Source organism: Undibacterium hunanense (assembly GCF_014284335.1).
Taxonomy (GTDB): domain Bacteria; phylum Pseudomonadota; class Gammaproteobacteria; order Burkholderiales; family Burkholderiaceae_D; genus Undibacterium; species Undibacterium hunanense.
The window spans coordinates 144,218-167,108 of the sequence record NZ_JACOGF010000001.1 but is presented as its reverse complement, the minus strand read 5'-3'; the positions used below and the strand labels follow the sequence as shown (position 1 = coordinate 167,108).

The window sequence follows — 22,891 nt, the reverse complement described above, 5'->3', positions numbered from 1 at the left end:
TTTCAGATATATAGCGATCATCGCTGTATCCCTATCACTATATGGCTGTGCAGCGCAGATGGCATATCGTGAAGGGAAGGATTTTATTGCCCAGGATAAGCTCGAAGAGGGGCTGGATAAATTCAAGCTTGCCATGACAGCGGCACCTGATCAACTTGAATACCGCAAGGCCTACCTCAAAACACGAGAAAAAGTAATCTATGATTTGTCAGAGCAGGCAGATCAATCTGTCAGGCTGGAAAAATATCAGGCCGCGAGAAAAAACTATCAACGAATTTTAAGTATAGATGCCGCCAATGAGCAGGCCAGGGCAGGCCTGTTGAAGCTGGATATGCTGGATCAGCACGCAGCCTTATTGATGGATGCACAAAGTGCATATGAAAAAAAAGATTTTGCCCGTGCACAGCAATTACTGAAAAAAATCCTGGCAGAAAATTCCATGGATGCCGGTGCCAATAAATTGGCCAGACTGGTGGCTGAAATTATTGTACAGGCACCACAAGAAACCAAAGTAACTAACAATTACAAAAAACCAATCAGCATAGAATTCAGAGATGCACCGCTAAGACAGGTTTTTGAAGTTATTTCCCGTACATCGGGCATTAATTTTCTATTTGATCGTGACGTCAAGACCGATCAGCGTACTTCCATTTTATTAAAAAATAGCACCATAGAATCAGCGATTCACTTTACCTTGTTGACCAATCAATTGGAAAAGCAGGTACTCGATAGCAATACTATTCTGATTTATCCGAACACCGCAGCAAAACAAAAAGAATATCAAGAAATGGTGGTAAAAAGCTTTTACCTGACCAATGCAGATGCCAAGGCAGTGTCCAGCTCACTCAAGACTATAGTAAAGACACGTGACATTGTTGTCGATGAAAAACTCAATATGCTGATCCTGAGAGATAGTCCGGATGCAATCAAGCTGGCAGAAAAACTGATTGCCTTGCATGACGTGCCAGAACCAGAGGTCATGCTTGAAGTAGAGATACTGGAGATCAAGCGAACCCGCCTTTTGGATCTGGGCATACAGTGGCCAAACAGCCTTACTCTGACACCTTTGTCTGCAACCGCAGGTGGCACACTGAATTTGCGCGATTTGCGCAGTAATATCAATCCTTCCACTATCGGTGTTGGTGTAGGCCCTGTTTCTGTCAAAGCCAGAAGAGAAACTGGCGATGCCAATTTATTGGCAAATCCACGCATACGTGCAAAAAATCATGAAAAAGCCAAAATCCTGATAGGCGAACGTGTACCCAATATCACCACGACAGCAACATCAACAGGCTTTGTTTCAGAATCCATCAACTATATCGAAGTGGGTTTGAAACTCGATGTCGAGCCCACCATTTACCTTGACAACGACGTTGGCATAAAAATCTCACTGGAAGTCAGTAGCCTCACCAGTCAAATCAAAACACAATCTGGTTCCGTGGCATACCAAATCGGTACCCGTACCGCCAGCACCGTACTGCGCCTGAAAAATGGAGAGACGCAAATATTGGCAGGTTTGATCAATGATGAAGAACGTAACTCTGCCAATAAAATGCCTGGCATTGGCGAGTTGCCGCTGGTAGGCCGCTTGTTTGGTAGCCAGCTTGACGATAGCCAAAAAACAGAAATCGTCTTGTCGATTACGCCGCACTTAATACGCAATATCCAGCGGCCAGATGCGATCAATGCTGAATTCCAGTCAGGCACCGAAACAAGTTTCAGGGTTCGTCCAGACTTTCCTGATGCTGCCCCCACGACCATGCCAGCGACATCTTCTGTCGACGCTGACGCATCCAAAGTTACGCAAAAAAATAACAGTAACGCAATGAATGGCAATGGCGGCTCGGGCAATGGCATGAACTCTGGCAGCGTTAACCCAGGTGTCATTGGCCCTGGCGTCGCTGCCGTCAATTTGCCAGGTATGCCGCAACTGGCCTGGCAAGGGCCGCGCAGCGTAAAAATAGGAGATATCTTTTCATTACAACTGATCATGCAATCAGATCAGGCAGTGACCAGTGTACCCTTAAGCCTGAACTTTAATCCGAAAGTACTACAAGTCGTCAGTGTCAATGAAGGCATATTTCTAAAGCAGGGTGGGGCGGCGACTACCTTCAACGCGCAAATTGACCCTAATGGACAAGTCGTAGTCACCAACGTCCGCACCTTGGGCGGTGCCAGCAGCCCAGGCAGTTTGATGACAGTCAATTTCCGCGCTATGGCAGCGGCAGAATCCACTCCGGTACAAGTCACCTCTGTAGTGCCTGTTGGTATGACTGGCAAAGCACTTCCCATGTCGCAGGTAGCACCAGTGAACATTGAAATATTGCCTTGACTGATCTGAACAATGAAATTAAAAAATGCATCAGGTTTTACGCTGATTGAATTGCTGGTGACACTGGCAATTATTGGCGTACTGGCCAGCATTGCAGTTCCCATGGCACAGTTATCGGCACAGCGTGGTAAAGAACAGGAGCTGCGTCTTTCATTGAGAGAAATACGCAACGCCATAGATCAATACAAACGGCTTAGTGATGAAGGTCGTATTGCCCGTAACTTCAATGCATCAGGTTATCCGCCCAGCCTGGACGTCCTGGTGGATGGCGTCATCGATCAGCGTGATCCGAATCGAAAAAAAATATACCTGTTACGCAGGTTGCCACGTGATCCCATGCAATTGAATCAAGCGCTGGATGCAGCAAGTTCCTGGGGTAAACGCTGTTATGCCAGCGAAGCCAGCGACCCGCAAGAGGGCGAAGATGTCTACGACATTTATTCAGACAACAAACAAACTGGCTTGAATGGTATTTCTTATCGGCAGTGGTGATGGTCGATATTCAAAAATAGAAAGTAGCAGGTACGACAAATGACGCATCCATCAATTACAAAGCGTGAAACGGGCTTTACTCTTATAGAGTTATTGGTGGTGCTGGCTATTCTGGCACTGTTGGCAACACTGACCATACCCAGGTATTTTCAAAGTATAGATAAAGGCAAAGAAGTCGTCTTGATTGAAAATCTGCGTACTACCAGGGAAAGTATAGACAAGTATTATGCAGACACCGGCCACTACCCGGACAGTTTGTTGGAATTGGTAGAGCGAAAATACCTGAAAGCCTTACCAATAGACCCGATAACAGAGAGTGCATCCACCTGGTTGATTATTCCTCCTGCAGAAGGACAGCAAGGGCAGGTCTATAATCTGCAAAGTGGTGCACAAGGTCAGCGTACTGATGGAAAAACGTACAGTTCGCTATGATGCAAGTCAGGTCAGTCAGGATGAACAATCACCGTTCAAATTACCTGTTCAGGTACCGGTCTGGTGGTTTGACTTATCTCAGCTTGTTGCTGGTATTGGCATTGTTGTCGCTGGCGGCAATGGCGACACTGCAATTAGCCTCTTTTGCGCAAAGACGAGCGGCTGAAGAAGAATTGCTTTTCATCGGACAAGAATTCCAGCGCGCCTTGTTAAGCTACGCCAATGCTACGCCACCCGGTGTCAGCAGGGCACCACCATCACTCGACGAACTGTTGCGTGACAATCGCACACCCGCAGTCAGGCGACACTTGCGCAAGTTATATATTGATCCCATTCGCTTAAAGCCAGATTGGGGTTTGATCACATCGCCTGACGGTAAAGGTATCGTAGGCATTCATAGCAAATCAGATCGCGAACCGATCAAGATTGCCCAGTTTCCAGTGTCAATGAGTGATTTCGAAAATAAAAAAAGCTACGAAGACTGGGTATTTAAAATGCCTTGAACGTAGCATGTATGAACATGTCATGTCCGATTCAATAAAAATCCGTAACAAAAATTAACAATAAGAATTTTTTTATAATATACTTAGGCACGTATTTATCATGTTAATTCGGGCGCAAATGTTGTAACTGGTTTTGCGCGTGCATGTTTCCAATTTCCTCCTGCGTTGGCGGTTTTGCGCTACATCACCTATTGACTCACTTTCCCTTTCGTAATCGCACCACCTCTGGGCGCTGATTTTTTTGCGTCAATTTTTTTGTTGAAATGCTAAAGCACGTTATGCGTAAACTCTTTTTTCTAATTTTCGTTCTACTGTTTGCTTCATCAGCTTATGCGCTGGATAACAAGGCACCAGCGCCGACATATCATTGGTCAGTTTGGGGGGATGGATTTACCTTGTTCGGATCAGCAGAGGCTGCATGTTTTGAGACATTTGCTAAGCCGGATACAAGTGGGTTGAACATTTATGGGATCGGTGGTCCGGATAGTCGTTACCCTCCTCAGGATGATGGTTCAGTTTCGTGCCTCTCCAAGCCGAAAAATGGTGCTGATCCGGCCAGTTTTATAGCATGGATAAAGGTAGGCGCACTATGTACAGGCGGCAGTGTACCTACGGGCGACCAAAAGGCATGTCAGTGCAAAGGCAGTGAGTTGTATTATGAAAAATATGCGCAATGCGGGAATAAATATAATGGCCCAGGTCCGCGCAAAGAACCCAAGATTTGTCCAAAGCCGACACCGACTGCGGGCGCAGGGCAACAACCCAATTCAAATCCAGGTTGTGGTGATCCAATTTACCCCGGAACCGGCGCTGTGGTTGAACAAGAATCAGACTTTTCTGTTGTCAATACGGGATTCAGTTTGGCCCGGACATATAGCAGCAGAATAACCAGTACTGATGAGGGAACAATCCGACTGTTTGGTCGCCACTGGACTAGCCGTTTTGATACAAGAATGGTCGCAGAGTCAGACAATTTATTGAACCCAGAAATACCTGCATGTGTGATCAGTTCCGTCAATAATAAGGTGTTTTGCCCTGATTTATCGTCCGTGCTGACGCGTACGGCAGTGCCTGCGGTGGTATCGGTTTTGAGGCCGTCGGGCGGACGTGAGGTGTTTCGGATGGTAAACGGTGTTGCAGTTGGTGAAGCTGACTCAAATAGCCGTCTTACCACGGGACTCAATAGCAATAACGAAATTACCTGGACTTTTGTCGATGGTGATAGCGATGAAATTGAGAAATTTGCTCCAGACGGTAAACTTCTTTCTATATCAACACGCGCTGGTGTGACTCAGACTCTAACCTATAGCACAGGTGCCAGCAATGACACGTCCGTGTCAAGATTTCCTGCGGATGCTCCTATCTGCACACATGTTCAGGCAAATGAGTTGCCACCTGCCGGGCGTTTGATGTGTGTAACCGATAATTGGGGAAGGCAAGTCCAATTTGAATACACTTCTGTTGGACAGATTTCCAAGGTGATTTCTCCAGATAATCAAACCTATACCTACAAATATGGTGGCGTGACAGGCAATTGCCAAACGTCAGGGGGCTTCAATGTTGCTTGTCCGAATTATTTGACCAGCATTGTCTATCCGGATGGGAAAGAGAAGATTTATCACTATAACGAAGCGGCGCTGATTAATTATGGTGTTGCTTGTAGTAGTGATATGAACGTTTTGGAAAACTACGGAAGCGTGCCCAATCTATTAACTGGCATTACTGATGAAAATGGCACACGTACCCTATCGTGGGGTTATGACTGCGCAGGTTATGCTACGACTTCTGAACATGCAGGCGGTGTCGATAAAGTAGAAATGACCTATCGATTTAGTGTAGATGGTGCAGATGACCGTCATACAGTCAAATTCTTTAGCGGCATGCCGGGTAATGCAGTTGCGACAAATACAACATGGCTTTATAAGCGCGTGCTAGGTGTTCCAAAATTTTATTCCATGCCATCTGGTAGCTGTGAAGGTAGGTGTCCTACAACGACAGAATATAAATTCGATGCGAATGGCAATGTGACATATGCCTTGGACTTAATTGGCAATGTCACCAATTATGAATATGACCTGACTCGTAATTTGGAAACAAAAAGAATTACAGCGGTAGGAAAACCAATTGTACAAACCACCAGTACCATCTGGCATGCGACACTCAATGTGCCAGCACAGATCAACTCGCCATTACGTAAAACCAGTTTCACCCATGATGCAAATGGTAACGTCCTAACGCGTTCAGAGCAGGCAACCAGCGACGCAGATGGAAGTCAGGGCGCTAGTGCAGCCGCAGTGGGAAATGTCCGCACCTGGACCTACACCTACAACAATGTTGGCCAGATATTGACGGCGACAGGCCCTCGTACAGACGTCCTTGATAAGACAATCTACGCATACGATACGAAGGGTAACCTGGCGAGTATTACCAATGCAGTGGGCCATGTTACCAGCCTGTCTGATTATGACGGCAATGGCCGTGTAGGTCGCATTACAGACGCCAACGGCCTGGTCACCACCTACACGTACAGCCCCAGAGGCTGGGTGCGTCAACGTACGGTTACGGGGGGCGGTGCGTCAGAAACTACCAACTATGACTATGATGCAGCTGGTCAGGTAATCCAGGTTCGTATGCCAGACAATAGCAGTATTAGTCTTACCTATGACGATGCACATCGCCTGATAAAAATCAGCGACAACCTTGGCAACAGTATCAACTATACCCTCGATTTGTTGGGTAACCGCGTCGCAGAAAATGTGACGGATAACGGCGGTAATCTGAGTCGCCAAATCACTCGCGTCTTTGGTGAAAATAAAATACGTGCTGGTACTGTGACTGGGGTTGTGCAATGAGTTCCTTTAAATCATTTACGACCATGTTTATGTCAAAGAAAAGATATTGTCCCAACTCTCATAAATTGATTGGTGCAATCGCAATAGCTTCTAGCATGTTCTGTAGTTTTGCTCACGCTGATTCAGCAAGTTATTCATATGACTATGATGAGTTTGGAAACGTAAAATACAAATCTACTTCACATGGTGGATATGGATATTATTTAACTTATGACGTGCTTGGTCGGGCGAAATCTAAGTTGCTTATCTGGGATGACATCCCAGTCAACTATGAGTATAACGGTCAAAATCAACTGATCAGGGTAGCGGAAGGGACAGATTCGTTTGGTCTGCGTGGTACCTACACCTATGATGGCTTGGGTAATCAGCTCAGTGCAACATTGCCTGAAACCGGCACCTCTACGTTTAGCTATGATATTGCTGGCAATTTGCTGTCAAAAACGGATGCCAAAGGGCAAGTAACCAATTATAGCTATGATGCGTTGAACAGACTAAAGCGTATCTCATATAGTGATGGAAACGCCATCAACTATACCTATGACCAAGGTGCCAATGCAAAAGGGCGCGTGAGCCAGATCAGCGATCAAAACGGGAGTATTCAATATACCTATGATGTATACGGACGTATTCTAAGTGATACGCGTAGCGTGGCTGTTAACTCTTCCACGGTCACTGGCACCATACTTTACCAATACGATAGTGCTGGCAGGTTAAGCAGTCAAACCTATCCTAACGGTCGCCGTGTCAGCTATACGCGTGATGCACTAGGACATATCAGTCAGATTGATACAAGTAAAGACGGCGTTACCAATACCGTGTTGAGCCAAGTTGCATATCGCCCGTTTGAGGGGATGCAAAGTTATCGTAATAGTGCAGGGCAAACATATACCCGAAATTTTGATACCAGTGGTCGTGTTGTAAACTTCACATTAAACAATCAGGTTCAAGCAATTAACTATAATCCCGCCGGCCAGATTGTTGGTATCGGCGAGATAGGCAATGCAGCACGTCAGGCGACTTTCGGATATGACCAATTTAACCAGTTGATCAGTTACGTAACACCGCAAACAACACAAAACTTCACCAATATGCTGAAAGGTGAATACATATACAAAGATGTTGACGGTGTAAGAACTACCTATAACTCTGGCGTAAAACGTCAACTGACACAAGTTGCTGGCAGCAAAACATCCAATATCATCTCTGACGCAAATGGCAGCATCACCGACAATAGCGATGCACAGTTTAGCTACGATGCAAGGGGTCGCATGAACTCGGTTACGAACAGTGCCGGGGTAGTGCAATATGTGGTCAACGCCCTTGGTCAGCGGGCACAAAAGACAGTGCTGGACAAGAGCGCCAATGTCCTGTCACGGACCACCTATTACTACGATAAGAATGGCAAGCTCATCAACGAACGTACTGGTGCTTTTGATGTTGACTATATTTATCTGGAAAACACACCAGTAGCGGTCATCAAATAAGCGTGCTTCAGCAGTTCAAGCCAAAAATAAAACACAGTAGAAGCATCCAAGAAAAAATTATTATGTATTCATATAAGACAAAACGCGCCTTCATCGCGTGGCTGCTATTGGTATTGACGGCAGGTGTGCTGGCTTTGCCAGTCGTTGTTAGTGAAGCGCAGGCGGCGAGTGCCATGCCGGTTGGGATAATTATTAATCCCGGTGGGGGAGGTGGTACGCCCCAAGTGAATGGCAGTGTGTTTAATGTGTTTGCAGGCGGTAAAATCACCTTGGGTGACACTACGAATACACAGGCATTTTGCAATCCCAATTTTTACGATACGCCGCAGTTAAATGTTGAAGCGGCCAATTTATTGGGTACCACACAATGTAAAAACAATAGCAGCACAGTGAGCGGAACAGCCGCCTTGCTCACTGCCAGCGGCACCAGTGTTGCCCGTCAGACCTTGCCAACATTCCTGAGCACCACCAATCCACTGGACGTGAACTTTGCCAATGGTAGCCAGATCCTGGTCAACAATGGTGTAACCAGCAGCCAGATCAACGGCAACGGACAATTAACCGTCACCAGCAGCAGCCCGGCGACTACAGCGCAGACACTCGTCCTGGGCAAGCAAGACAGTACATTGACCTTGCCCGCCGGTGAATATGCCAAAGTCAACCTGCAGGTAAATGGCATCCTGCGCTTCCAGGCTGGCAGTGTGCCAACCCGCATCAAACAACTCAATCTCAGTAATTGCAATGGCACCACCATGGAGTTTGAGCCGGGTGACTACTACATAGAAAATACTAGTTGGCAGCAAGCCTGCCACCTCAAAGTGGGTACTGCTGCGGCTGGTAACAGCAACACCAGCGTCAACCTGTATTTTAAGAATGCCTTTACCCTCAATGCCGGACCAACCTGCTGGAACATCAATGGTACCTGTGGCAGCAGCATGACCACCGCCCAGATGCAGACACAGCATCCAGAACAACTCAAACTGTATCTGTACAGCGGCAACTTTACGACAACACAAGGTGCCCAAATAGCTGCAGGCATCTATGTTGACCAGGGTGACATCAAATTCACCAGCGGCAATAATTTTGTCTTTTTGGGCGATTTGTTTGCCAACAACATCAGCACCACCAACGGCGGCCCGACCAGCTTCGTCTATCGCCCTGTATTCAGCAGCACCAGCACTTCCGGCGGCAGTGCAGGCACACCACCCGTGGTCAGTCTCGTCAGCCCGGCCAACAACACCAATTTCGGTGCACCGGCCAACATCACACTGACAGCCACCGCCAGCGCAGATACCAGCAATGGCAACAGCATCAGCCAGGTCCAGTTTTATCAGGGCACCACACTCATTGGCACCGCCACCACAGCAACACCGGCCAATAGCAATACCTACAGCGTTAGCTGGGCCAATGTCGCAGTCAACAGCTACAGCATTACAGCCAAGGCCACCGACAACAAAAATACCAGCACAAGCAGTGCGGCAGTCACCCTCAATGTGGTCAATAACAATCCGCCCACAGTCAGTTTGACAGCCAATCCAGCCAATGCCACTGCACCGGCGACCCTCATCCTGAATGCGACAGCAGCAGACAGCGATGGCAGTATCGCCAAGGTTGAGTTCTATAACGGCACTACCTTATTAAGCACCGTCACCACCGCCCCATACGGTTTTAACTGGAGCAATGTAGCAGGCGGCACCTACAGCCTGACAGCCAAAGCCACAGACAACCTGGGAAGCAGTCGCAGCTCGACAGCGGTGACAGTGACCGTGACCGATCACACCACGAAAATGTATGACATCCATACAGACTACCTGGACACACCAAGAGTAATCACCGACAGTTCAGGGACAGAAGCATGGCGCTGGGACAGTGCACCGTATGGGGAGACACTGGCCAATGAACAACCGGCCAATGCCACCAGCAAGTTCACGTTCAATCTGCGCTTTGCGGGCCAGTACTTTGATCAGGAAACGGGACTGCACTACAATTATTTCAGGGATTATGATCCAAGGACAGGGCGTTATGTGCAGTCTGATCCGATAGGGTTGGCGGGGGGCATGACGACTTATGGGTATGTCGGGGCTAATCCGGTTACATATATTGACTCGAAGGGGTTAGCAAAGCTGATCTTGTTACCTAAGACGGATATAAATTATGCGGCTGCGGAAGCTGCTGCTGATGTACCTGGCCAGTTAACTATTTTTTCTCATGGCAGCGATGAGACGGTAAATGGAATGGATGCTGAACAGTTGGCACAAAAAATTCGAAGTAGTGGGCTGTGGAAAGCAAAGATGCCCATTGTTCTCAATTCTTGCCGAGGAGCGGAAGGAGATGACAATATTGCTAAGGATCTTAGTGATGAGTTGAAAACAACTGTCACAGGAGCTGATACTAGAACCTTGACTTTTGGTAAATTCGATCTGGGACCTTGGTACTCTTGGAATATTCCTGGTACGAACAGGACGATTCCATTGTGGCCTGGTAATTGGGTAACATATCTGAGGAATGGAAGGTAAATGTTCCAGGGACCAATGCTGAAACATGGGGCTTTCAGTTCCTAGGAGTATTCGTCTAGTAGGCAGAATATTCTCGTTGTAGTTTGGTAGTTGGTAAACATAACCGTTATGAAAAATCATATGAAGTACAGAAAAAATATTCTTATTACTGGTGTTGCAGCGACAATCCTCACATTGGTTTTTTTTCTTCTTCCGCAAAACAATTGTGATGACACACAAGATCCTCAAATTTTAGCGTTGATCAAACGTGCTGAAACAGGGGATTTGCAGGCGATATCAGCGTTGTATGCCTACGATAAAGAAAGAGGGGTGGAGCCGCTTGCAGAATATTGGGCTCTACAAGGCGCACTGCTAGGGGATGCAAGATTGAGAGGGAAATATGTCGAGATATTTAAAACAAAGTTTGGTAGCGAACAACAAAGCAACATAATGGAAATGCTTAAAGATAAAGCAAGCATGCCAGGTACAGTTTGCTTAATAGCGTTCCTTACCGACAATAAAAATCAACAAGCCACTTGTCAGAAAAATGGTCAGAACGAAATGAAAGGCAGTAATCTTCCATAAAGACCGTATCCTGCAATAGATGTGGTCCACCAGCAAAAAAGTATGGAAGCTTGGAAATCATTCTTCCCAGAGCCTAAATGAATATTACTAAATTTCATGTGTTTTTAGTGGCCGGGGTCTTGTTGGCTTCTATCGGATACTTGTTTGTAAATAAAGATAAAACTGATTTACCAGTAACTCCTTCCGCGGCCTTTCAACTTTCTGAACTGGAAATTACGAATTTTCAAAAGCAGGCACTTGCCGGAAACTGTCCCGCTACCTATAAACTGGCGAGATACCATGACTATGTCACTCTTAAGTTTGATGAAGCTATCAGATGGTTTCGTATGGCGGTTAAATGTCCTGATGTTAATTCAAAACTTGAGTTAATTGGCCTGCTCTTAGGAGATGAGGATCCTGCTATCTTGCGTGAAGTTGATGATCTGATCTTGGAAATTCGTAAGACTGATCCTGATGCTGCAATGAGTATTCAAAAAGTAGTGAAGGATAGTCGCAGAAAAAAGAATTGAATAAATATAAAACGTTCTTAAAGCCATAAAGTATGTACAAGACAAAACGCGCCTTCATCGCATGGCTGCTATTGGTATTGACGGCAGGTGTGCTGGCTTGGCCAGTCGTTGTTAGTGAAGCGCAGGCGGCGAGTGCCATGCCGGTTGGGATAATTATTAATCCCGGTGGGGGAGGTGGTACGCCCCAAGTGAATGGCAGTGTGTTTAATGTGTTTGCAGGCGGTAAAATCACCTTGGGTGACACCACGAATACACAGGCATTTTGCAATCCCAATTTTTACGATACGCCGCAGTTAAATGTCGAGGTGGCCAATTTATTGCGTACCACACAATGTAAAAACAATAGCAGCACAGTGAGCGGAACAGCCGCCTTGCTCACTGCCAGCGGCACCAGTGTTGCCCGCCAGGCCTTGCCAACATTCGTAGCCTGGTGGCAGCCAAAGCCACAGACAATCTGGGAAGCAGCCGCAGCTCAACAGCGGTGACAGTTACCGATCACACGAAAAAAATGTATGACATCCATGCAGACCACCTCGACACACCAAAAGTAATCACCGACAGTTCAGAGGCGGAAACATAACGCTGGGACAGTGCGCCATATAGGAAAACACAGTCTAGTATTATTGCGACAGGAATGAATGTCGCAGCAAGAAATGCGCGTGTGTGTCAAAAAAATAGATCGTTACTTTGATTAATCGGGTGGAGCATGGACGTAAAAAAATATCTCCCAAATGGAGTCGGAATTTTTTGCTTATGTGGATTCATTTGGACTTTAAACGTTTTTGCAATACCATCTAATGATGTTTTGGTAAGTACGTTCTTCGAGAGTATTCTGTTGATTCCAGTAAGCTTGCGTTTGTGGGAAGAGTTTGTGAATTTAGAGATACGTGATTGGATTGGATTATTTTTTGCTGGCATAGTCATCACCTTTTTGTTTTTGTTCATGGATTGCGGTTACACAAATCCAATAAATATCGCATCGGCATCCTGCATTAAAGGCATGAATAATTTCGGTTTTGTGTTCACGTTACTTTCAGTTGCTGTGTCTTTAGTTTCCTTGGCAGGAGCAATAAAAATATGGTTTGCCAAATATGTGCTGTAAAGAAGTTGATGAGTTCTGGTGCAAATGCTGTATCTGACACTATTAACTGAGTTGCCCTGAGCTCAGCTTCTCAAGAGCAGAAACATGCGGACAGCGATAGCAGTATCGTCAGGGTCGAGTTCTATAATTACTCTACCTTATCAAGCATTGTCCCCACCGCGCCATACTTGCAGGAATAAAATGATGAAGTGTGGCGAAAGCATCTAGGATGCGTAAATGGGATTAGGGTTTTTACCGTGGGAAAAAGTACCAATCTTTGTTTGGTCAATTGTCCTAATAATCGCTGGTGGGGTTTTATTGTTCAATGAAGATTTTTACTCTTGGGGACAGGCAAAAGCAATATGCATGGTTATTGTTGGTATTTGTGCGTTTGTTTATGACATAAAAAAAGACAAAATGTAAAATTAGATGAGCAAAAAGAGAAAATTCTAAAAAAAGAGGACCCGAAATAACTGGCAAGTGGGTTTGTGCCTGACAACCAATCTGCTCAATGCCACTGCACCAGCGCCCCTCATCCTGAATGCGACAGTAGCAGACAGCGATGGCAGTATTGCCAAGGTCGAATTCTATAACGGCACTACCTTATTAAGCACCGTCACCACCGCCCCATATGGTTTTAACTGGAGCAATGTAGCAGGCGGCACCTACAGCTTGACAGCCAAAGCCACAGACAACCTGGGAAGCAGTCGTAGCTCGACAGCGGTGACAGTGACCGTGACAGATCACACCACGAAAATGTATGACATCCATACAGACTACCTGGACACACCAAGAGTAATCACCGACAGTTCAGGGGCAGAAGCGTGGCGCTGGGACAGTGCACCGTATGGGGAGACACTGGCCAATGAACAACCGGCCAATGCCACCAGCAAGTTCACGTTCAATCTGCGCTTTGCGGGGCAGTACTTTGATCAGGAAACGGAGCTGCTACAAATTATTTCAGGGATTATGATCCAAGGACGGGGCGTTACGTGCAGTCTGATCCGATAGGGTTGGGGGGATGTGGGTGCAATCCGGTTAGTTATATAGACGGTAGGGCACGGTATGCGCTTCGATGCATTTGAGAAAATTACGATATCTACAGTTACACGGGATTAAGCGAGAGCTATTGAACAAGCAATCATCAACCAAAATTCAGATTTTCAAAATGAAATTCATTCCATCGCAGCTAGTCGCCCTTGATATAACGACGCAGTACAGTGGGCTAATAAATGACTCATGAATCTCAGACGAAGATTTTGATTAATTGAATGAGGTAAGAAATGCATATAGATTTACTGAGAGATAATGCTAAAACATTCCCCAAAATTGAAAATAGACTGGAAATTCTTAGTTTAAGGATATGGCATTGTAAATATCAAACTTTGCAACCTTTGGCTGAATTTCAGAATTTAGAAAAATTGGTAATTGCCTCATTTCCAGATGATTCGCTTGATATAGTTGTGTCACTGCCAAAATTGAGATATTTGCGAATTTTACATATGCCGAAGATATCAAAACTTGATGCGTTGTCCAGTACTCAATTTATTGAGGTACTCTCATTGTCCACATCACCATCTTGGGATTCAAGTGGAAAATGTACAATTGTTGAATCACTTAAGCCGATAGCTTTAATGCCATCGCTCAAGTATTTAGAGCTATTCGGCGTTTGCCCAGTGGACATATCCCTTGCTGAATTGGATGGCTGTAGAAATTTGCAAACAGCTCGATTCTCGCGATATCCAAACGACGAAGTAGAGCGTTTTTATCGCTTGACCGGAGTAGAGAACCAATACGTCTCCGACTGAGGCGTGGGAGGAGGCATGTTACCAAGTTCGGAGGCATCACAGCAGCTTGTCAATGCAAGCCATAATTGCTTTAAGGAAATTGAGTAATGCTAGAGAATATCGTTTTTTTAGGATTTGGGGCTTGGTTTGCTTTTGTCTTTGCATACCAATTTCGTTTCCTCTATTTTTTTGATAAAGCGTGGAAAACGAGAGCGGATACTAAATTGCAATTCAAGATGAATTCGTATGGCTATGTAATCTTGAGAGTTCTGATTTCATTTCTCAATATTTTCGGAGTTTTGGGATTAGCCGCTTTGTATGGGGGGACGCAGTTGTTGCACAATAGCCTGGCAGGAATAGGTGCATTGATAGGGATTGTATTTTTCCTCATATGCCATTTTTTAATACGTGGAATTAACGTAATTTGATCCATTGAGACAGTATGAATACAAGGTCTGTGCTGGGTGGCGTCTTTGATATTGGAACAGCATTCATGCCATGATCAATTTGACTTCGTTAGAGAGAAGCGTACTTGAGCAAATGATTTTTGAGGAAATCAAGGATATTGACCGCGCGCGTTTGCTTGTAAGCACTGTACGGCCTACGAGCAGAACGTTCAGTCCCGACGCGATGGATATACGGCGATGTGCTGGATTTTATATCAATATATCTGATTGCGAATTTCTTGGCATTTCACCTGAGAAACCTCGGTTTAGCGTACAGGCATTTCATCCAAGCCTTTCCATTGGTGCAGACTTCATTTTATTTAAGGAGTCATCAGAGGGTGCATTCTTGGAGGCGACCTTCTATGGAGAATCATTATTAATTGAGGATCTAATTTCGCCGAATCACGGATTTATCTTGGGTTAGGACCACGCCGTGATTAAAGGGAATAGTTATGCATGATTGGACGCTTATATCGTTACGATTTGATTGGAATGAGGCACGTGTGACACTTAGCCTTAACAACACCGCTTCTGATACTGTTTACTTGGTCGCTGAGAATGTTGCTCGGCTTTTTGTTCCGAAGATGGATGAGTGGGGGAAAAGCGTAAGCATAAATGAAATAATTGGACCCACACGTCAGTCAGATGGAATTGAAATATTGCAGATTGAAATGCAGTCAGGGGATGTTATAGAGATCGCGGCGGCTTCATTTGTTTTGCCTATGGGTTCAAATTAAAGAAATTTATAGTGCCCTGTTTGACGTCCGATTGATCGAATAGGGCCTGTAAATAAAAGTGTGTAAATAATTCTGCTCTATGAACTCTGCTATCTTGGTTGGATATTCAAAGATGGCGTGCAAATTGGAGTTGGTAAATATATCTATATAAGTAGCACACATGATGTCGAAACAAAAACGGCCAAAGTATTGATATACCTGGAAACGGAACTAAACCTCATGAAACCCTTCACTCTTAAACGCAACTGAATCTCATGAAGCCCTTTATTATTCCTATTCTTGAGGACGGTAAATTGATTTTGAAATTCCAATGCGAAGGACGTAACTCTGAACAGATCAAGGAAACATTTGAGGGAACTTGGATTACTGCATATGCAATGCCAGATGGACATAGCTTGAAAGAGGTTTGGCTGTTTCGTCTGTTTTTTGGCAACGATTATTTTATTGAGTTTTCCTCGGCTTGCTCAGGGGTTGGTGGCTGGCGAGAGATTGGAAGTTTGAATCTTCGCATTGACCGAATTCAAAATTCTGATCAAGGACAAGAATCAGGAATATTCAAAAAGAAAGATATTGAACCGTTTTATGTAAGTTCTATAACACGCTTAGTTTATGAAGACGAACTTGTAAATGTAGAAGGGGGGATTGTATTCAAGGACTCCAATGGAAAATTATTGACTATAGCTGCTGGAATTCCCCCTGGCTCTGTATCGGTAGTTGGGCCTTTTTCCAATGGTGACTTTCAGCCAGAGTTTGCAATAGCTGACTACAAAGAAGTTGTAATTTAGATTTTTGATGTAGAAAATTAAGCAGCTACAGCATCACAGCCAAGGCCGCTGACAACAAGAATACTACTGCACCGGAGACTTTCATCGTTGAATGCGACAGCAGCAGGCAGCGATGGCGGTATTGCCAAGGTTGAGTTCTATAATGGCACTATCTTATTAAGCATCGTCACTGCCGCTCCATATGGTTTTAACTGGAGCAATGTAGCAAGCGTCACCTACAGCCTGACAGCCAAAGCCACAGATAAATAGATGTGTGGCCGGTGGCACCTACAGTTGATGATTCTAATAAAGCTGATTGGTCCAAGCCTGGAAACTGAGTTTGTTTTGGCGTTTGTATCAAGAGGTAAATTCATGCGTAAAATCGTTAAGATAATTTTAGTAATATTGATCACCTGCTGGTTTTTGTATTCGCTACTTTTTCAAGTCCGAAGAAAAACAGGCGATGACGCTTCTGTCCTTCCTGTCGATCCCATGGAAGTGCGTGCAAGCAATGGGGATTTTGATGCAATAAAAATTTTGCGTCAGAGATACGTTGATCGCCATCAATTCGGCATGGCAGATTATTGGTTGTACAAAGGAGCGCTTTATGGTGAGTCTGTAATGACAAATGAATATTTGCTTAAATTCCGATCAATGTCAGAGAAGGAAAAACAGGCGGAATTGCAGAGTATTAGAACAAGTACTGCTTCTCAAGAGCAGAAAGATGTCTTGTTAAAGAAATTGACTGACAGCGTTAAATAATGAATTCAATACCGACATGAGTCAGATTATGTGACTGCAAAAAATGATTAAATTTCGCACTCAGCCTAAAAGTATTTTTAACAATTTATTCGTCCAATTTATTCTGCACATTTCTGTTTTGTGTGGGTTCGTTTTTGCTGTTCATATTTCGATTACCCGATGGATGTGGTGGCCTATGATTGTTTGGGCGCTAGTCACATCTTTGCTTGAATACTTCTTTTGGCGTGCAACTATCTTTAGATGGAAACCTAACGCTAAAAAGCGCAGTCAAATCACCGATTTGAGCACGTACAATAATCAAGGCGAGGTCTGACATTGATTATTGTTTTCCGATCAACGTCATAATGCCTTGTTCGACGTTTTATTGATCGATATCATTCCGCCTAACCTGCATTTTTGCAGGAAGCGGCGGATTTTCGATGTGCTCTAAACATCAAAGCACTTAAATTTCAGTCAGAATCACAAATCGACTTTGCGTAATTGCCTAAAATTTTCGCAAAATTCATACTGAAGGCGCAGCAACATCCGAGCAGTCATTTTGTCCATATGCTGTAACGCTGTTGCTCCTTAAAAGCATCATTAACGCCGTATAGAAAGCCGGGGTCAGGTCATACATTTTATACATTTCTTAACGAACATGCTTTGCTTCTAGTATGGTAAGGTCACTAAGATTAGAGTTTGCAGGTGCTTTGTATCACTTCACTTCCCGTTGGGACAGGCGTGAGGATATCTATTTGGATGATGACGACCGGCAAGAGCGGTTGACGGTGTTGGCCGAGGTATGTGACCGCTTCAACTGGATGGTACATGCCTACTGCGAGATGAACAATCATTATCATCTGCTGGTGGAAACCATTGATGGCAATTTGTCGCGTGGCATGCGCCAGCTCAACGGCTTGTATACCCAGCGCTTTAATCGTCGTCACAAACAAGTCAGGCATTTAATCCAGGGCAGGTACAAAGTGATTCTGATACAAAAAGAAGCGCACCGATTGGAGTTGGCGCGCTACATTGTTTTTAATCCAGTACGTGCCGGGATGGTGAGTTTGCTAAAAAGAGTTAGTCAGCATTCGGCATCGAAGGTGCATGAATTGCCATCACTGTTGTGGTAACAACAGTTTGGAGCGAATCCGTTACAATCAGATTTACATGGCTCAGCTTGACCAATTACTATCAAGCACTGTTTATCGCCTACGCATGTAAGGATACAAAAAATTTCGGAAAGCAGGGTGACTTCAGAAGTGGACAACGAAAACGACAACTTTATCGATGGGGATGTATTACAACAGCTGGCACCATTCCTGATTGTCGATAACATTCAACCGGGTGACGTGTTGTTGACTTGCGGCAGTATGTCCCAGTCCCTTGCGATTGCCAGAATCACTGATGGGCAGTATTCGCACGCATCTATTTGGCTTCCAAATGATACGGGATATCCAATACTTGTGGAATCTGATGGTCTTGGCGTTGGTTCTACCATATTGTCGGCTCACACTTTGTGCGGACCAGGGCAAGGAGATATCGAACTCGCGTATAGCATTCCTAACGCACCAAAAAAATACAAGCTACTACGCCATCCGGATATTGCATCTGTGTCACTTGAGTGCCTTCAAGCCGCACGTAAAAGATTGGAAGCGCGTGCTTTTCATCGAAGTTACTCGCAGTTAAGCCGATTGATCAAGCCTGCCAAACTACATCCAACAGTAGAAACTATCGCAGAAGGCGTTGTTCGTTTCGCAGAGCGCACGCTCTCGTCACCCAATATGCATGGTGTGTTTTGTTCTGAGTTGGTAGTAATGTATTTTGAAGAACTGAATCTACCTTTGTTCGAATCACAACAGAAAGCATCAATGGTATCGCCCAATGACCTTGATAGGGCACCATGCATTTTGGCGGAGGTTGAGAATGCGTTTGTTGACGGTAGTCTTCTCAGGTTCATGCGAGGTAGCCGCCCGTCAATGCTCGCCGGCTTTACGCGGGCGGAAATAATGCCGCAACTTACCAGTGGATTTCGAGCTGCCGCCGAAATTGATAGGGCCTTAGATGAATTTAATGAATTTGTTCGCGAAAATTGGCTGAAGCAAGCCGATCAATTGGAAAAGGGTTATCTGGCGGAAATGGAGTCCTACTATCAAAGCATCGAAATTGCGATTAAGACTGGTGATACGGCAGGCGTCGACAAGTTATTGAAGCTGGCCGTCGACGCGTCAATTTCCATGCATCTTTGGCGAGCAATAAACAACTACCAAGAGAAAGTCTTTGCTGGACAGATGTCCACACAGGAGTGCGAAGCATGGCCGCCAGCCATGTTTAAGCTCTCTGCCATACACCGCGATATGAGTTCTAATACCTTGCACGCTCATTTGCGAATTAGTTTTCTTCGAGCACTTCGTGCAATTCGTACTAAGCGCAATAATGCAAGGACATCGTGGGCGACCCAATACCGGCTCAAGCGAAGTCGAAAAAAAATACTCCGGGATTTCGTGGCGCATCGCAAAGCGACTGCGGCTGCTCTTTCGCTTTTCCCAAATGAGGAAGAAACTGGTCTCCTCTCACCTTTGAGTATTTCATTAATGGAAAAGGTAATCGAGGAAGCGGAAAGAGGGGCTCTTAGTTATGATATCCAATCGATTTTGATTTTGCGTACGCATATTGGGGGGCGGACAGAATCTGTCAGGGAAGGCACCGCAGCAGGTAACTAAAGATCTGCAACGCGCTCATGAAGACCATGCGACTCGATGCAAGCCTGTGTCGCAGCTTTGGTGTCTCACGCAGCGTTTAATCGTCGTCACAAACAAGTCGGGCATTTAATCCATGGCAGGTACAAAGTGATTCTGATACAAAAAGAAGCGCACCGGTTGGAGTTGGCGCGCTACATTGTTCTTAATCCAGTACGTGCCGGGATGGTGAGTTTGCCAGAGCAATGGCACTGGAGTAGCTATGATTTTCGCGTGCGTGAGCAGCACGCGCTGCCGTGGCAGTATCCTGACAAAATCTCATACAAGCCTAACCCTCAAGGCTTCTTCTCCTCCCGTTTCTCTATCACTACCCTCGACGCAACTGGTGTTTCCTTGACGGTATAACCCTCGGGGATGCTGAACAGACTGGCGGCTGGTTCGGTGCGTTTCAGGTTGTTGAGGCGGTAGCTCCATTCGCCGGTGCGGGGGTCGCTTTGTTTGGCGTAGACGGTCATTTGCAGTTCTGGTGAATACCAGGTTTCTGAGCTGACGGTGATGGCATTTTTATTGCCGATTTCACCTGCGGGGATTTGGTAGGAACGCATTTTCCCATCAGCACGTACGCCGTCTATGTCGCGGCTGCCCAGGTCCTTGGCATTGCCTTTTGTTGTCCAGCGGCTGTCGGTGAAGGCCATGGGTAATGGGCCCATCCTGATCAGGTCAGTAAAGTTTCCATTCAGTTGCAGCGTTTCTGCATGGGCTATTTGCACATCGCTGTTGCTACCACCAGCACGTATGACCCTGACCTGGACTTGTTCACGCGTTTCTTTGTTGCCTTCGGTTTTATCGTCGCCGTTTTTGCGTTCGATTCGTTTGACGGTGATTTCGTCACCATTACGGGTGGTTTCTACCTGGACAGTTTTGCCTTCCTGTTTCATCTTTTCCAGTTTTTCTTTGACGCTGGCCAGTTTGTCGTCAAGGTCTTTACCTATGCGAATTTTGGTGGCTGTCTTTTTTTCTGGCATGAGTACATAACGTACATTGTCAACCGGGTCCACGATCAGGATGTGTTGCACTGTACCTTTGCTGTCGCGTACTTCCTGACGGGTGCGGCCTGCGTTATCCCTGTAGCTGAGGCTGGTGGTTTTATTGCTGATCTGGTTGCCGTCTGCCAGGGTCTGGGTTTTTTCTGTGACAATTTCTACGCTATACGGCGCATTCTTTACCGGCTTGATGGATTGCATGCCTTGCAGGCCAACAAAGGCCTGGTTCATGGCGGAAGAGACGATGGTGCTGATATGTTTGCCATCGGGTAGATCTGCCAGTGCGGCCAAGGGGGGCAGGGGGGCAATTGGCGCTATGGGGGTTATCGGCGTCATTGGGCTCATGGGTGCCACCGGCGTGACAGGAGTCATTGGTGTCATTGGTGTCATCTGTACGATTTGCAGGCGCTGGCTGGATTGTTTTTCTTCTGCCGGTTCGGGTGCTGCAATGTCATTGATGACGTTGGCTTGTGCCATGGCCCAGGTAGAGCTTAAAAGAATAAAGAGGTGTAATTTGACGTTCATGTTGCTTCCTTTTTGTCGGTCAGATGAAAAGTCTGTTGATTTGGTCGGTGTTGAAAAACTGTTTTAATATTTGAGCAGGCGCATGGCCAGGGGTTCGCCATCGTCGCCTACCAGCATTTGGGCCTGTACCAGGTCGCCTGCCATTTCTGGGCTTACCGGCATGCCCAGGCTGGTGAGCCAGGCTGCGGGTACTTCTGCTTCCAGCATGTGGGGTGTTTCATTGTTCAGGCGTTCCAGCGGTACCAGGGCGATGAAGGGCGGTAAATCGGTGTTGTTATAGGCTGGGTTATGCATTGACGGGTCTTGTAGATGGGCAGGGAACAGTATCGTCATCATGAACAGGCCAAGGCTGCCACCCAATGTCAGCATGCCAGCCAGCCATGGGCGCCAGCGCCTGGCTCTAGCCTGTTTTTTGTCTTTGGCTTGCTGTTTTGCAAAGGCTTGCAATAAAATCTGTTCGGTTGCGGCTGGCGTATGCAGTTGTTGCAGGTCTGCACGCAAGATGCTGAATTGCCTGTCCAGTGATGTGTCTAGTGCTGTTTCCATGCCGCCTGCATCGTTGATGGCGTTTTCTGGGGCTGTCATTGTTCGGTTCCTGTCATTGTTGCTTGTGTTGTGTTCGTGTGCATGGTCAGTTCAGTACGCCATCCCATTCTTTCGCTGTATTGCAGGATGGCGGCACGTGCTCTGGACAGGCGAGAACGTACCGTGCCTATGTCTATGCTGCAAATGACGGCGATTTCTGCGTACGACAGTTCTTGCAGTTCATACAAAATAATCACATCACGATAATGCGGGCGTAGCACGGCAACTGCCTGTCTGACGTGTTCTGTCAATTGTTGGCTGAAGATGGCATCTGAGGGTTCTGCTGCTTCGCTTATCAATACTTCTTCTTCGTCTTCATTTCCGTGACCTTGGCCGGGCAACTGCTGATGGCGGCGCTGGGTCTGATCCTGTTTCAGCAGCAGGTTCCTGGCGACGCCAAATAAAAAATTCTGCAAATTGCCCAGGCCCGCGTCATAACGATACGATCTGGTCAGCAAGCCCATGAATACATCCTGCACGACATCGGCGGCCAGCGCGCTCTGGCCGCAGCGCATCAGGGCATAGCGATAAATCGGCCCCTGATGCCGTTGGTACAGACGTTGAAATGCAGCGACATCGCCATCGCGCATTTGCCTCAGCAAGCTGGAGTCTGTATTCCCGGTATCCGTCTTCATTTGTTGTGTAGGACTTACGCAAAACCGCCCCTACTGCGTTGCAGCTCCTAGCCGTACTAAAGTACTGTCTTCGTCGCCGCGCCTTGTTGGGACAATTTTGCGTAAGTCCTAATTTGCTTAATGTTGTGTTCTGCTTGGTTTTGTTGGAGCAATTTATGTATGTC

At 46.1% G+C, this 22,891-nt stretch carries 26 protein-coding genes; 23 read left to right on the top strand and 3 right to left on the bottom strand.

The genetic code is table 11. From position 1 onward, the window contains the following. Positions 1–58 precede the first annotated feature (58 nt). From H8L32_RS00725 to H8L32_RS00615, 23 genes are all read left to right on the top strand, one after another. Positions 59–2,332 carry a secretin N-terminal domain-containing protein gene (locus tag H8L32_RS00725; protein ID WP_230412009.1) on the top strand — a complete coding sequence of 758 codons (2,274 nt, stop codon included), beginning with the start codon at positions 59–61 and terminating at the stop codon, positions 2,330–2,332. 12 nt (positions 2,333–2,344) lie between these two features. Continuing rightward, the gene (locus H8L32_RS00720; protein ID WP_186945252.1) at positions 2,345–2,824 is read left to right on the top strand and encodes a type II secretion system protein; all 480 of its coding nucleotides are present in this window, start codon (positions 2,345–2,347) and stop codon (positions 2,822–2,824) included. 39 nt (positions 2,825–2,863) lie between these two features. After that, positions 2,864–3,256: a type II secretion system protein gene (locus H8L32_RS00715; RefSeq protein WP_186945251.1), complete on the top strand. Its 393-nt coding sequence runs from the start codon at positions 2,864–2,866 to the stop codon at positions 3,254–3,256. A gap of 20 nt (positions 3,257–3,276) precedes the next feature. Further along, positions 3,277–3,759 carry a type II secretion system protein gene (locus tag H8L32_RS00710; RefSeq protein WP_186945250.1) on the top strand — a complete coding sequence of 161 codons (483 nt, stop codon included), beginning with the start codon at positions 3,277–3,279 and terminating at the stop codon, positions 3,757–3,759. 278 nt (positions 3,760–4,037) lie between these two features. Further along, positions 4,038–6,611 (top strand): DUF6531 domain-containing protein, encoded by a 2,574-nt coding sequence (locus tag H8L32_RS00705; protein ID WP_186945249.1) that lies wholly within the window; start codon positions 4,038–4,040, stop codon positions 6,609–6,611. Further along, complete coding sequence (locus H8L32_RS00700) at positions 6,608–8,095, top strand: RHS repeat protein (protein ID WP_186945248.1); 1,488 nt, start codon at positions 6,608–6,610, stop codon at positions 8,093–8,095. The genes H8L32_RS00705 and H8L32_RS00700 overlap by 4 nt, the downstream gene beginning before the upstream one ends. Positions 8,096–8,157: 62 nt before the next feature. Continuing rightward, on the top strand, positions 8,158–10,611 hold the full coding sequence (locus tag H8L32_RS00695) for an RHS repeat-associated core domain-containing protein (protein WP_186945247.1): 2,454 nt from the start codon (positions 8,158–8,160) through the stop codon (positions 10,609–10,611). Between the two features lie 120 nt (positions 10,612–10,731). Then, entirely contained in the window at positions 10,732–11,175 is a 444-nt protein-coding gene (locus tag H8L32_RS00690; protein ID WP_186945246.1) for a hypothetical protein, read from the top strand. Between the two features lie 77 nt (positions 11,176–11,252). After that, the gene (locus H8L32_RS00685; protein ID WP_186945245.1) at positions 11,253–11,684 is read left to right on the top strand and encodes a hypothetical protein; all 432 of its coding nucleotides are present in this window, start codon (positions 11,253–11,255) and stop codon (positions 11,682–11,684) included. Between the two features lie 32 nt (positions 11,685–11,716). Further along, on the top strand, positions 11,717–12,169 hold the full coding sequence (locus tag H8L32_RS00680; protein WP_186945244.1) for a hypothetical protein: 453 nt from the start codon (positions 11,717–11,719) through the stop codon (positions 12,167–12,169). A gap of 221 nt (positions 12,170–12,390) precedes the next feature. Continuing rightward, positions 12,391–12,786 (top strand): hypothetical protein, encoded by a 396-nt coding sequence (locus H8L32_RS00675; protein WP_186945243.1) that lies wholly within the window; start codon positions 12,391–12,393, stop codon positions 12,784–12,786. 216 nt (positions 12,787–13,002) lie between these two features. Next, complete coding sequence (locus tag H8L32_RS00670) at positions 13,003–13,188, top strand: hypothetical protein (RefSeq protein ID WP_186945242.1); 186 nt, start codon at positions 13,003–13,005, stop codon at positions 13,186–13,188. 63 nt (positions 13,189–13,251) lie between these two features. Then, a complete protein-coding gene (locus H8L32_RS00665; protein WP_186945241.1) occupies positions 13,252–13,776 on the top strand; it encodes an Ig-like domain-containing protein in 525 nt (174 codons plus the stop codon). After that, positions 13,758–13,850 carry an RHS repeat-associated core domain-containing protein gene (locus tag H8L32_RS28320; protein WP_408058781.1) on the top strand — a complete coding sequence of 31 codons (93 nt, stop codon included), beginning with the start codon at positions 13,758–13,760 and terminating at the stop codon, positions 13,848–13,850. Before H8L32_RS00665 ends, H8L32_RS28320 begins: the two co-directional genes overlap by 19 nt. 198 nt (positions 13,851–14,048) lie before the next feature. Further along, positions 14,049–14,573 (top strand): hypothetical protein, encoded by a 525-nt coding sequence (locus H8L32_RS00655; RefSeq protein ID WP_230412008.1) that lies wholly within the window; start codon positions 14,049–14,051, stop codon positions 14,571–14,573. Between the two features lie 86 nt (positions 14,574–14,659). Then, on the top strand, positions 14,660–14,980 hold the full coding sequence (locus H8L32_RS00650) for a hypothetical protein (RefSeq protein WP_186945240.1): 321 nt from the start codon (positions 14,660–14,662) through the stop codon (positions 14,978–14,980). Between the two features lie 70 nt (positions 14,981–15,050). Then, positions 15,051–15,422, top strand: coding sequence for a hypothetical protein (locus tag H8L32_RS00645; RefSeq protein ID WP_186945239.1), 372 nt, complete (start codon positions 15,051–15,053; stop codon positions 15,420–15,422). A gap of 28 nt (positions 15,423–15,450) precedes the next feature. Next, positions 15,451–15,735 carry a hypothetical protein gene (locus H8L32_RS00640; RefSeq protein ID WP_186945238.1) on the top strand — a complete coding sequence of 95 codons (285 nt, stop codon included), beginning with the start codon at positions 15,451–15,453 and terminating at the stop codon, positions 15,733–15,735. A gap of 254 nt (positions 15,736–15,989) precedes the next feature. Further along, entirely contained in the window at positions 15,990–16,520 is a 531-nt protein-coding gene (locus H8L32_RS00635) for a hypothetical protein (RefSeq protein WP_186945237.1), read from the top strand. 87 nt (positions 16,521–16,607) lie between these two features. After that, positions 16,608–16,769 (top strand): Ig-like domain-containing protein, encoded by a 162-nt coding sequence (locus H8L32_RS00630; protein ID WP_222619116.1) that lies wholly within the window; start codon positions 16,608–16,610, stop codon positions 16,767–16,769. 102 nt (positions 16,770–16,871) lie between these two features. Continuing rightward, positions 16,872–17,261, top strand: coding sequence for a hypothetical protein (locus H8L32_RS00625; RefSeq protein WP_186945236.1), 390 nt, complete (start codon positions 16,872–16,874; stop codon positions 17,259–17,261). A 689-nt stretch (positions 17,262–17,950) separates the two neighbouring features. Beyond that, positions 17,951–18,373: a transposase gene (locus H8L32_RS00620; protein WP_230412007.1), complete on the top strand. Its 423-nt coding sequence runs from the start codon at positions 17,951–17,953 to the stop codon at positions 18,371–18,373. 117 nt (positions 18,374–18,490) lie between these two features. Beyond that, positions 18,491–19,963 carry a hypothetical protein gene (locus H8L32_RS00615; RefSeq protein ID WP_186945234.1) on the top strand — a complete coding sequence of 491 codons (1,473 nt, stop codon included), beginning with the start codon at positions 18,491–18,493 and terminating at the stop codon, positions 19,961–19,963. A 311-nt stretch (positions 19,964–20,274) separates the two neighbouring features. Here the strand turns inward: H8L32_RS00615 and H8L32_RS00610 are convergent, their stop codons facing one another. From H8L32_RS00610 to H8L32_RS00600, 3 genes are all read right to left on the bottom strand, one after another. Then, on the bottom strand, positions 20,275–21,507 hold the full coding sequence (locus tag H8L32_RS00610) for a hypothetical protein (RefSeq protein WP_186945233.1): 1,233 nt from the start codon (positions 21,505–21,507) through the stop codon (positions 20,275–20,277). A gap of 63 nt (positions 21,508–21,570) precedes the next feature. After that, the gene (locus tag H8L32_RS00605; RefSeq protein WP_186945232.1) at positions 21,571–22,092 is read right to left on the bottom strand and encodes a hypothetical protein; all 522 of its coding nucleotides are present in this window, start codon (positions 22,090–22,092) and stop codon (positions 21,571–21,573) included. Further along, positions 22,089–22,727: an RNA polymerase sigma factor gene (locus H8L32_RS00600; RefSeq protein ID WP_186945231.1), complete on the bottom strand. Its 639-nt coding sequence runs from the start codon at positions 22,725–22,727 to the stop codon at positions 22,089–22,091. Before H8L32_RS00600 ends, H8L32_RS00605 begins: the two co-directional genes overlap by 4 nt. Between the last annotated feature and the right edge of the window lie 164 nt (positions 22,728–22,891).

Coding starts and splice junctions, on each gene's coding strand:
- H8L32_RS00725 (WP_230412009.1), top strand. CDS start 59: ATGGCATATCGTGAAGGGAAGGATTTTATTGCCCAGGATAAGCTCGAA.
- H8L32_RS00720 (WP_186945252.1), top strand. CDS start 2,345: ATGAAATTAAAAAATGCATCAGGTTTTACGCTGATTGAATTGCTGGTG.
- H8L32_RS00715 (WP_186945251.1), top strand. CDS start 2,864: ATGACGCATCCATCAATTACAAAGCGTGAAACGGGCTTTACTCTTATA.
- H8L32_RS00710 (WP_186945250.1), top strand. CDS start 3,277: ATGAACAATCACCGTTCAAATTACCTGTTCAGGTACCGGTCTGGTGGT.
- H8L32_RS00705 (WP_186945249.1), top strand. CDS start 4,038: ATGCGTAAACTCTTTTTTCTAATTTTCGTTCTACTGTTTGCTTCATCA.
- H8L32_RS00700 (WP_186945248.1), top strand. CDS start 6,608: ATGAGTTCCTTTAAATCATTTACGACCATGTTTATGTCAAAGAAAAGA.
- H8L32_RS00695 (WP_186945247.1), top strand. CDS start 8,158: ATGTATTCATATAAGACAAAACGCGCCTTCATCGCGTGGCTGCTATTG.
- H8L32_RS00690 (WP_186945246.1), top strand. CDS start 10,732: ATGAAGTACAGAAAAAATATTCTTATTACTGGTGTTGCAGCGACAATC.
- H8L32_RS00685 (WP_186945245.1), top strand. CDS start 11,253: ATGAATATTACTAAATTTCATGTGTTTTTAGTGGCCGGGGTCTTGTTG.
- H8L32_RS00680 (WP_186945244.1), top strand. CDS start 11,717: ATGTACAAGACAAAACGCGCCTTCATCGCATGGCTGCTATTGGTATTG.
- H8L32_RS00675 (WP_186945243.1), top strand. CDS start 12,391: ATGGACGTAAAAAAATATCTCCCAAATGGAGTCGGAATTTTTTGCTTA.
- H8L32_RS00670 (WP_186945242.1), top strand. CDS start 13,003: ATGGGATTAGGGTTTTTACCGTGGGAAAAAGTACCAATCTTTGTTTGG.
- H8L32_RS00655 (WP_230412008.1), top strand. CDS start 14,049: ATGCATATAGATTTACTGAGAGATAATGCTAAAACATTCCCCAAAATT.
- H8L32_RS00650 (WP_186945240.1), top strand. CDS start 14,660: ATGCTAGAGAATATCGTTTTTTTAGGATTTGGGGCTTGGTTTGCTTTT.
- H8L32_RS00645 (WP_186945239.1), top strand. CDS start 15,051: ATGATCAATTTGACTTCGTTAGAGAGAAGCGTACTTGAGCAAATGATT.
- H8L32_RS00640 (WP_186945238.1), top strand. CDS start 15,451: ATGCATGATTGGACGCTTATATCGTTACGATTTGATTGGAATGAGGCA.
- H8L32_RS00635 (WP_186945237.1), top strand. CDS start 15,990: ATGAAGCCCTTTATTATTCCTATTCTTGAGGACGGTAAATTGATTTTG.
- H8L32_RS00625 (WP_186945236.1), top strand. CDS start 16,872: ATGCGTAAAATCGTTAAGATAATTTTAGTAATATTGATCACCTGCTGG.
- H8L32_RS00610 (WP_186945233.1), bottom strand. CDS start 21,507: ATGAACGTCAAATTACACCTCTTTATTCTTTTAAGCTCTACCTGGGCC.
- H8L32_RS00605 (WP_186945232.1), bottom strand. CDS start 22,092: ATGACAGCCCCAGAAAACGCCATCAACGATGCAGGCGGCATGGAAACA.
- H8L32_RS00600 (WP_186945231.1), bottom strand. CDS start 22,727: ATGAAGACGGATACCGGGAATACAGACTCCAGCTTGCTGAGGCAAATG.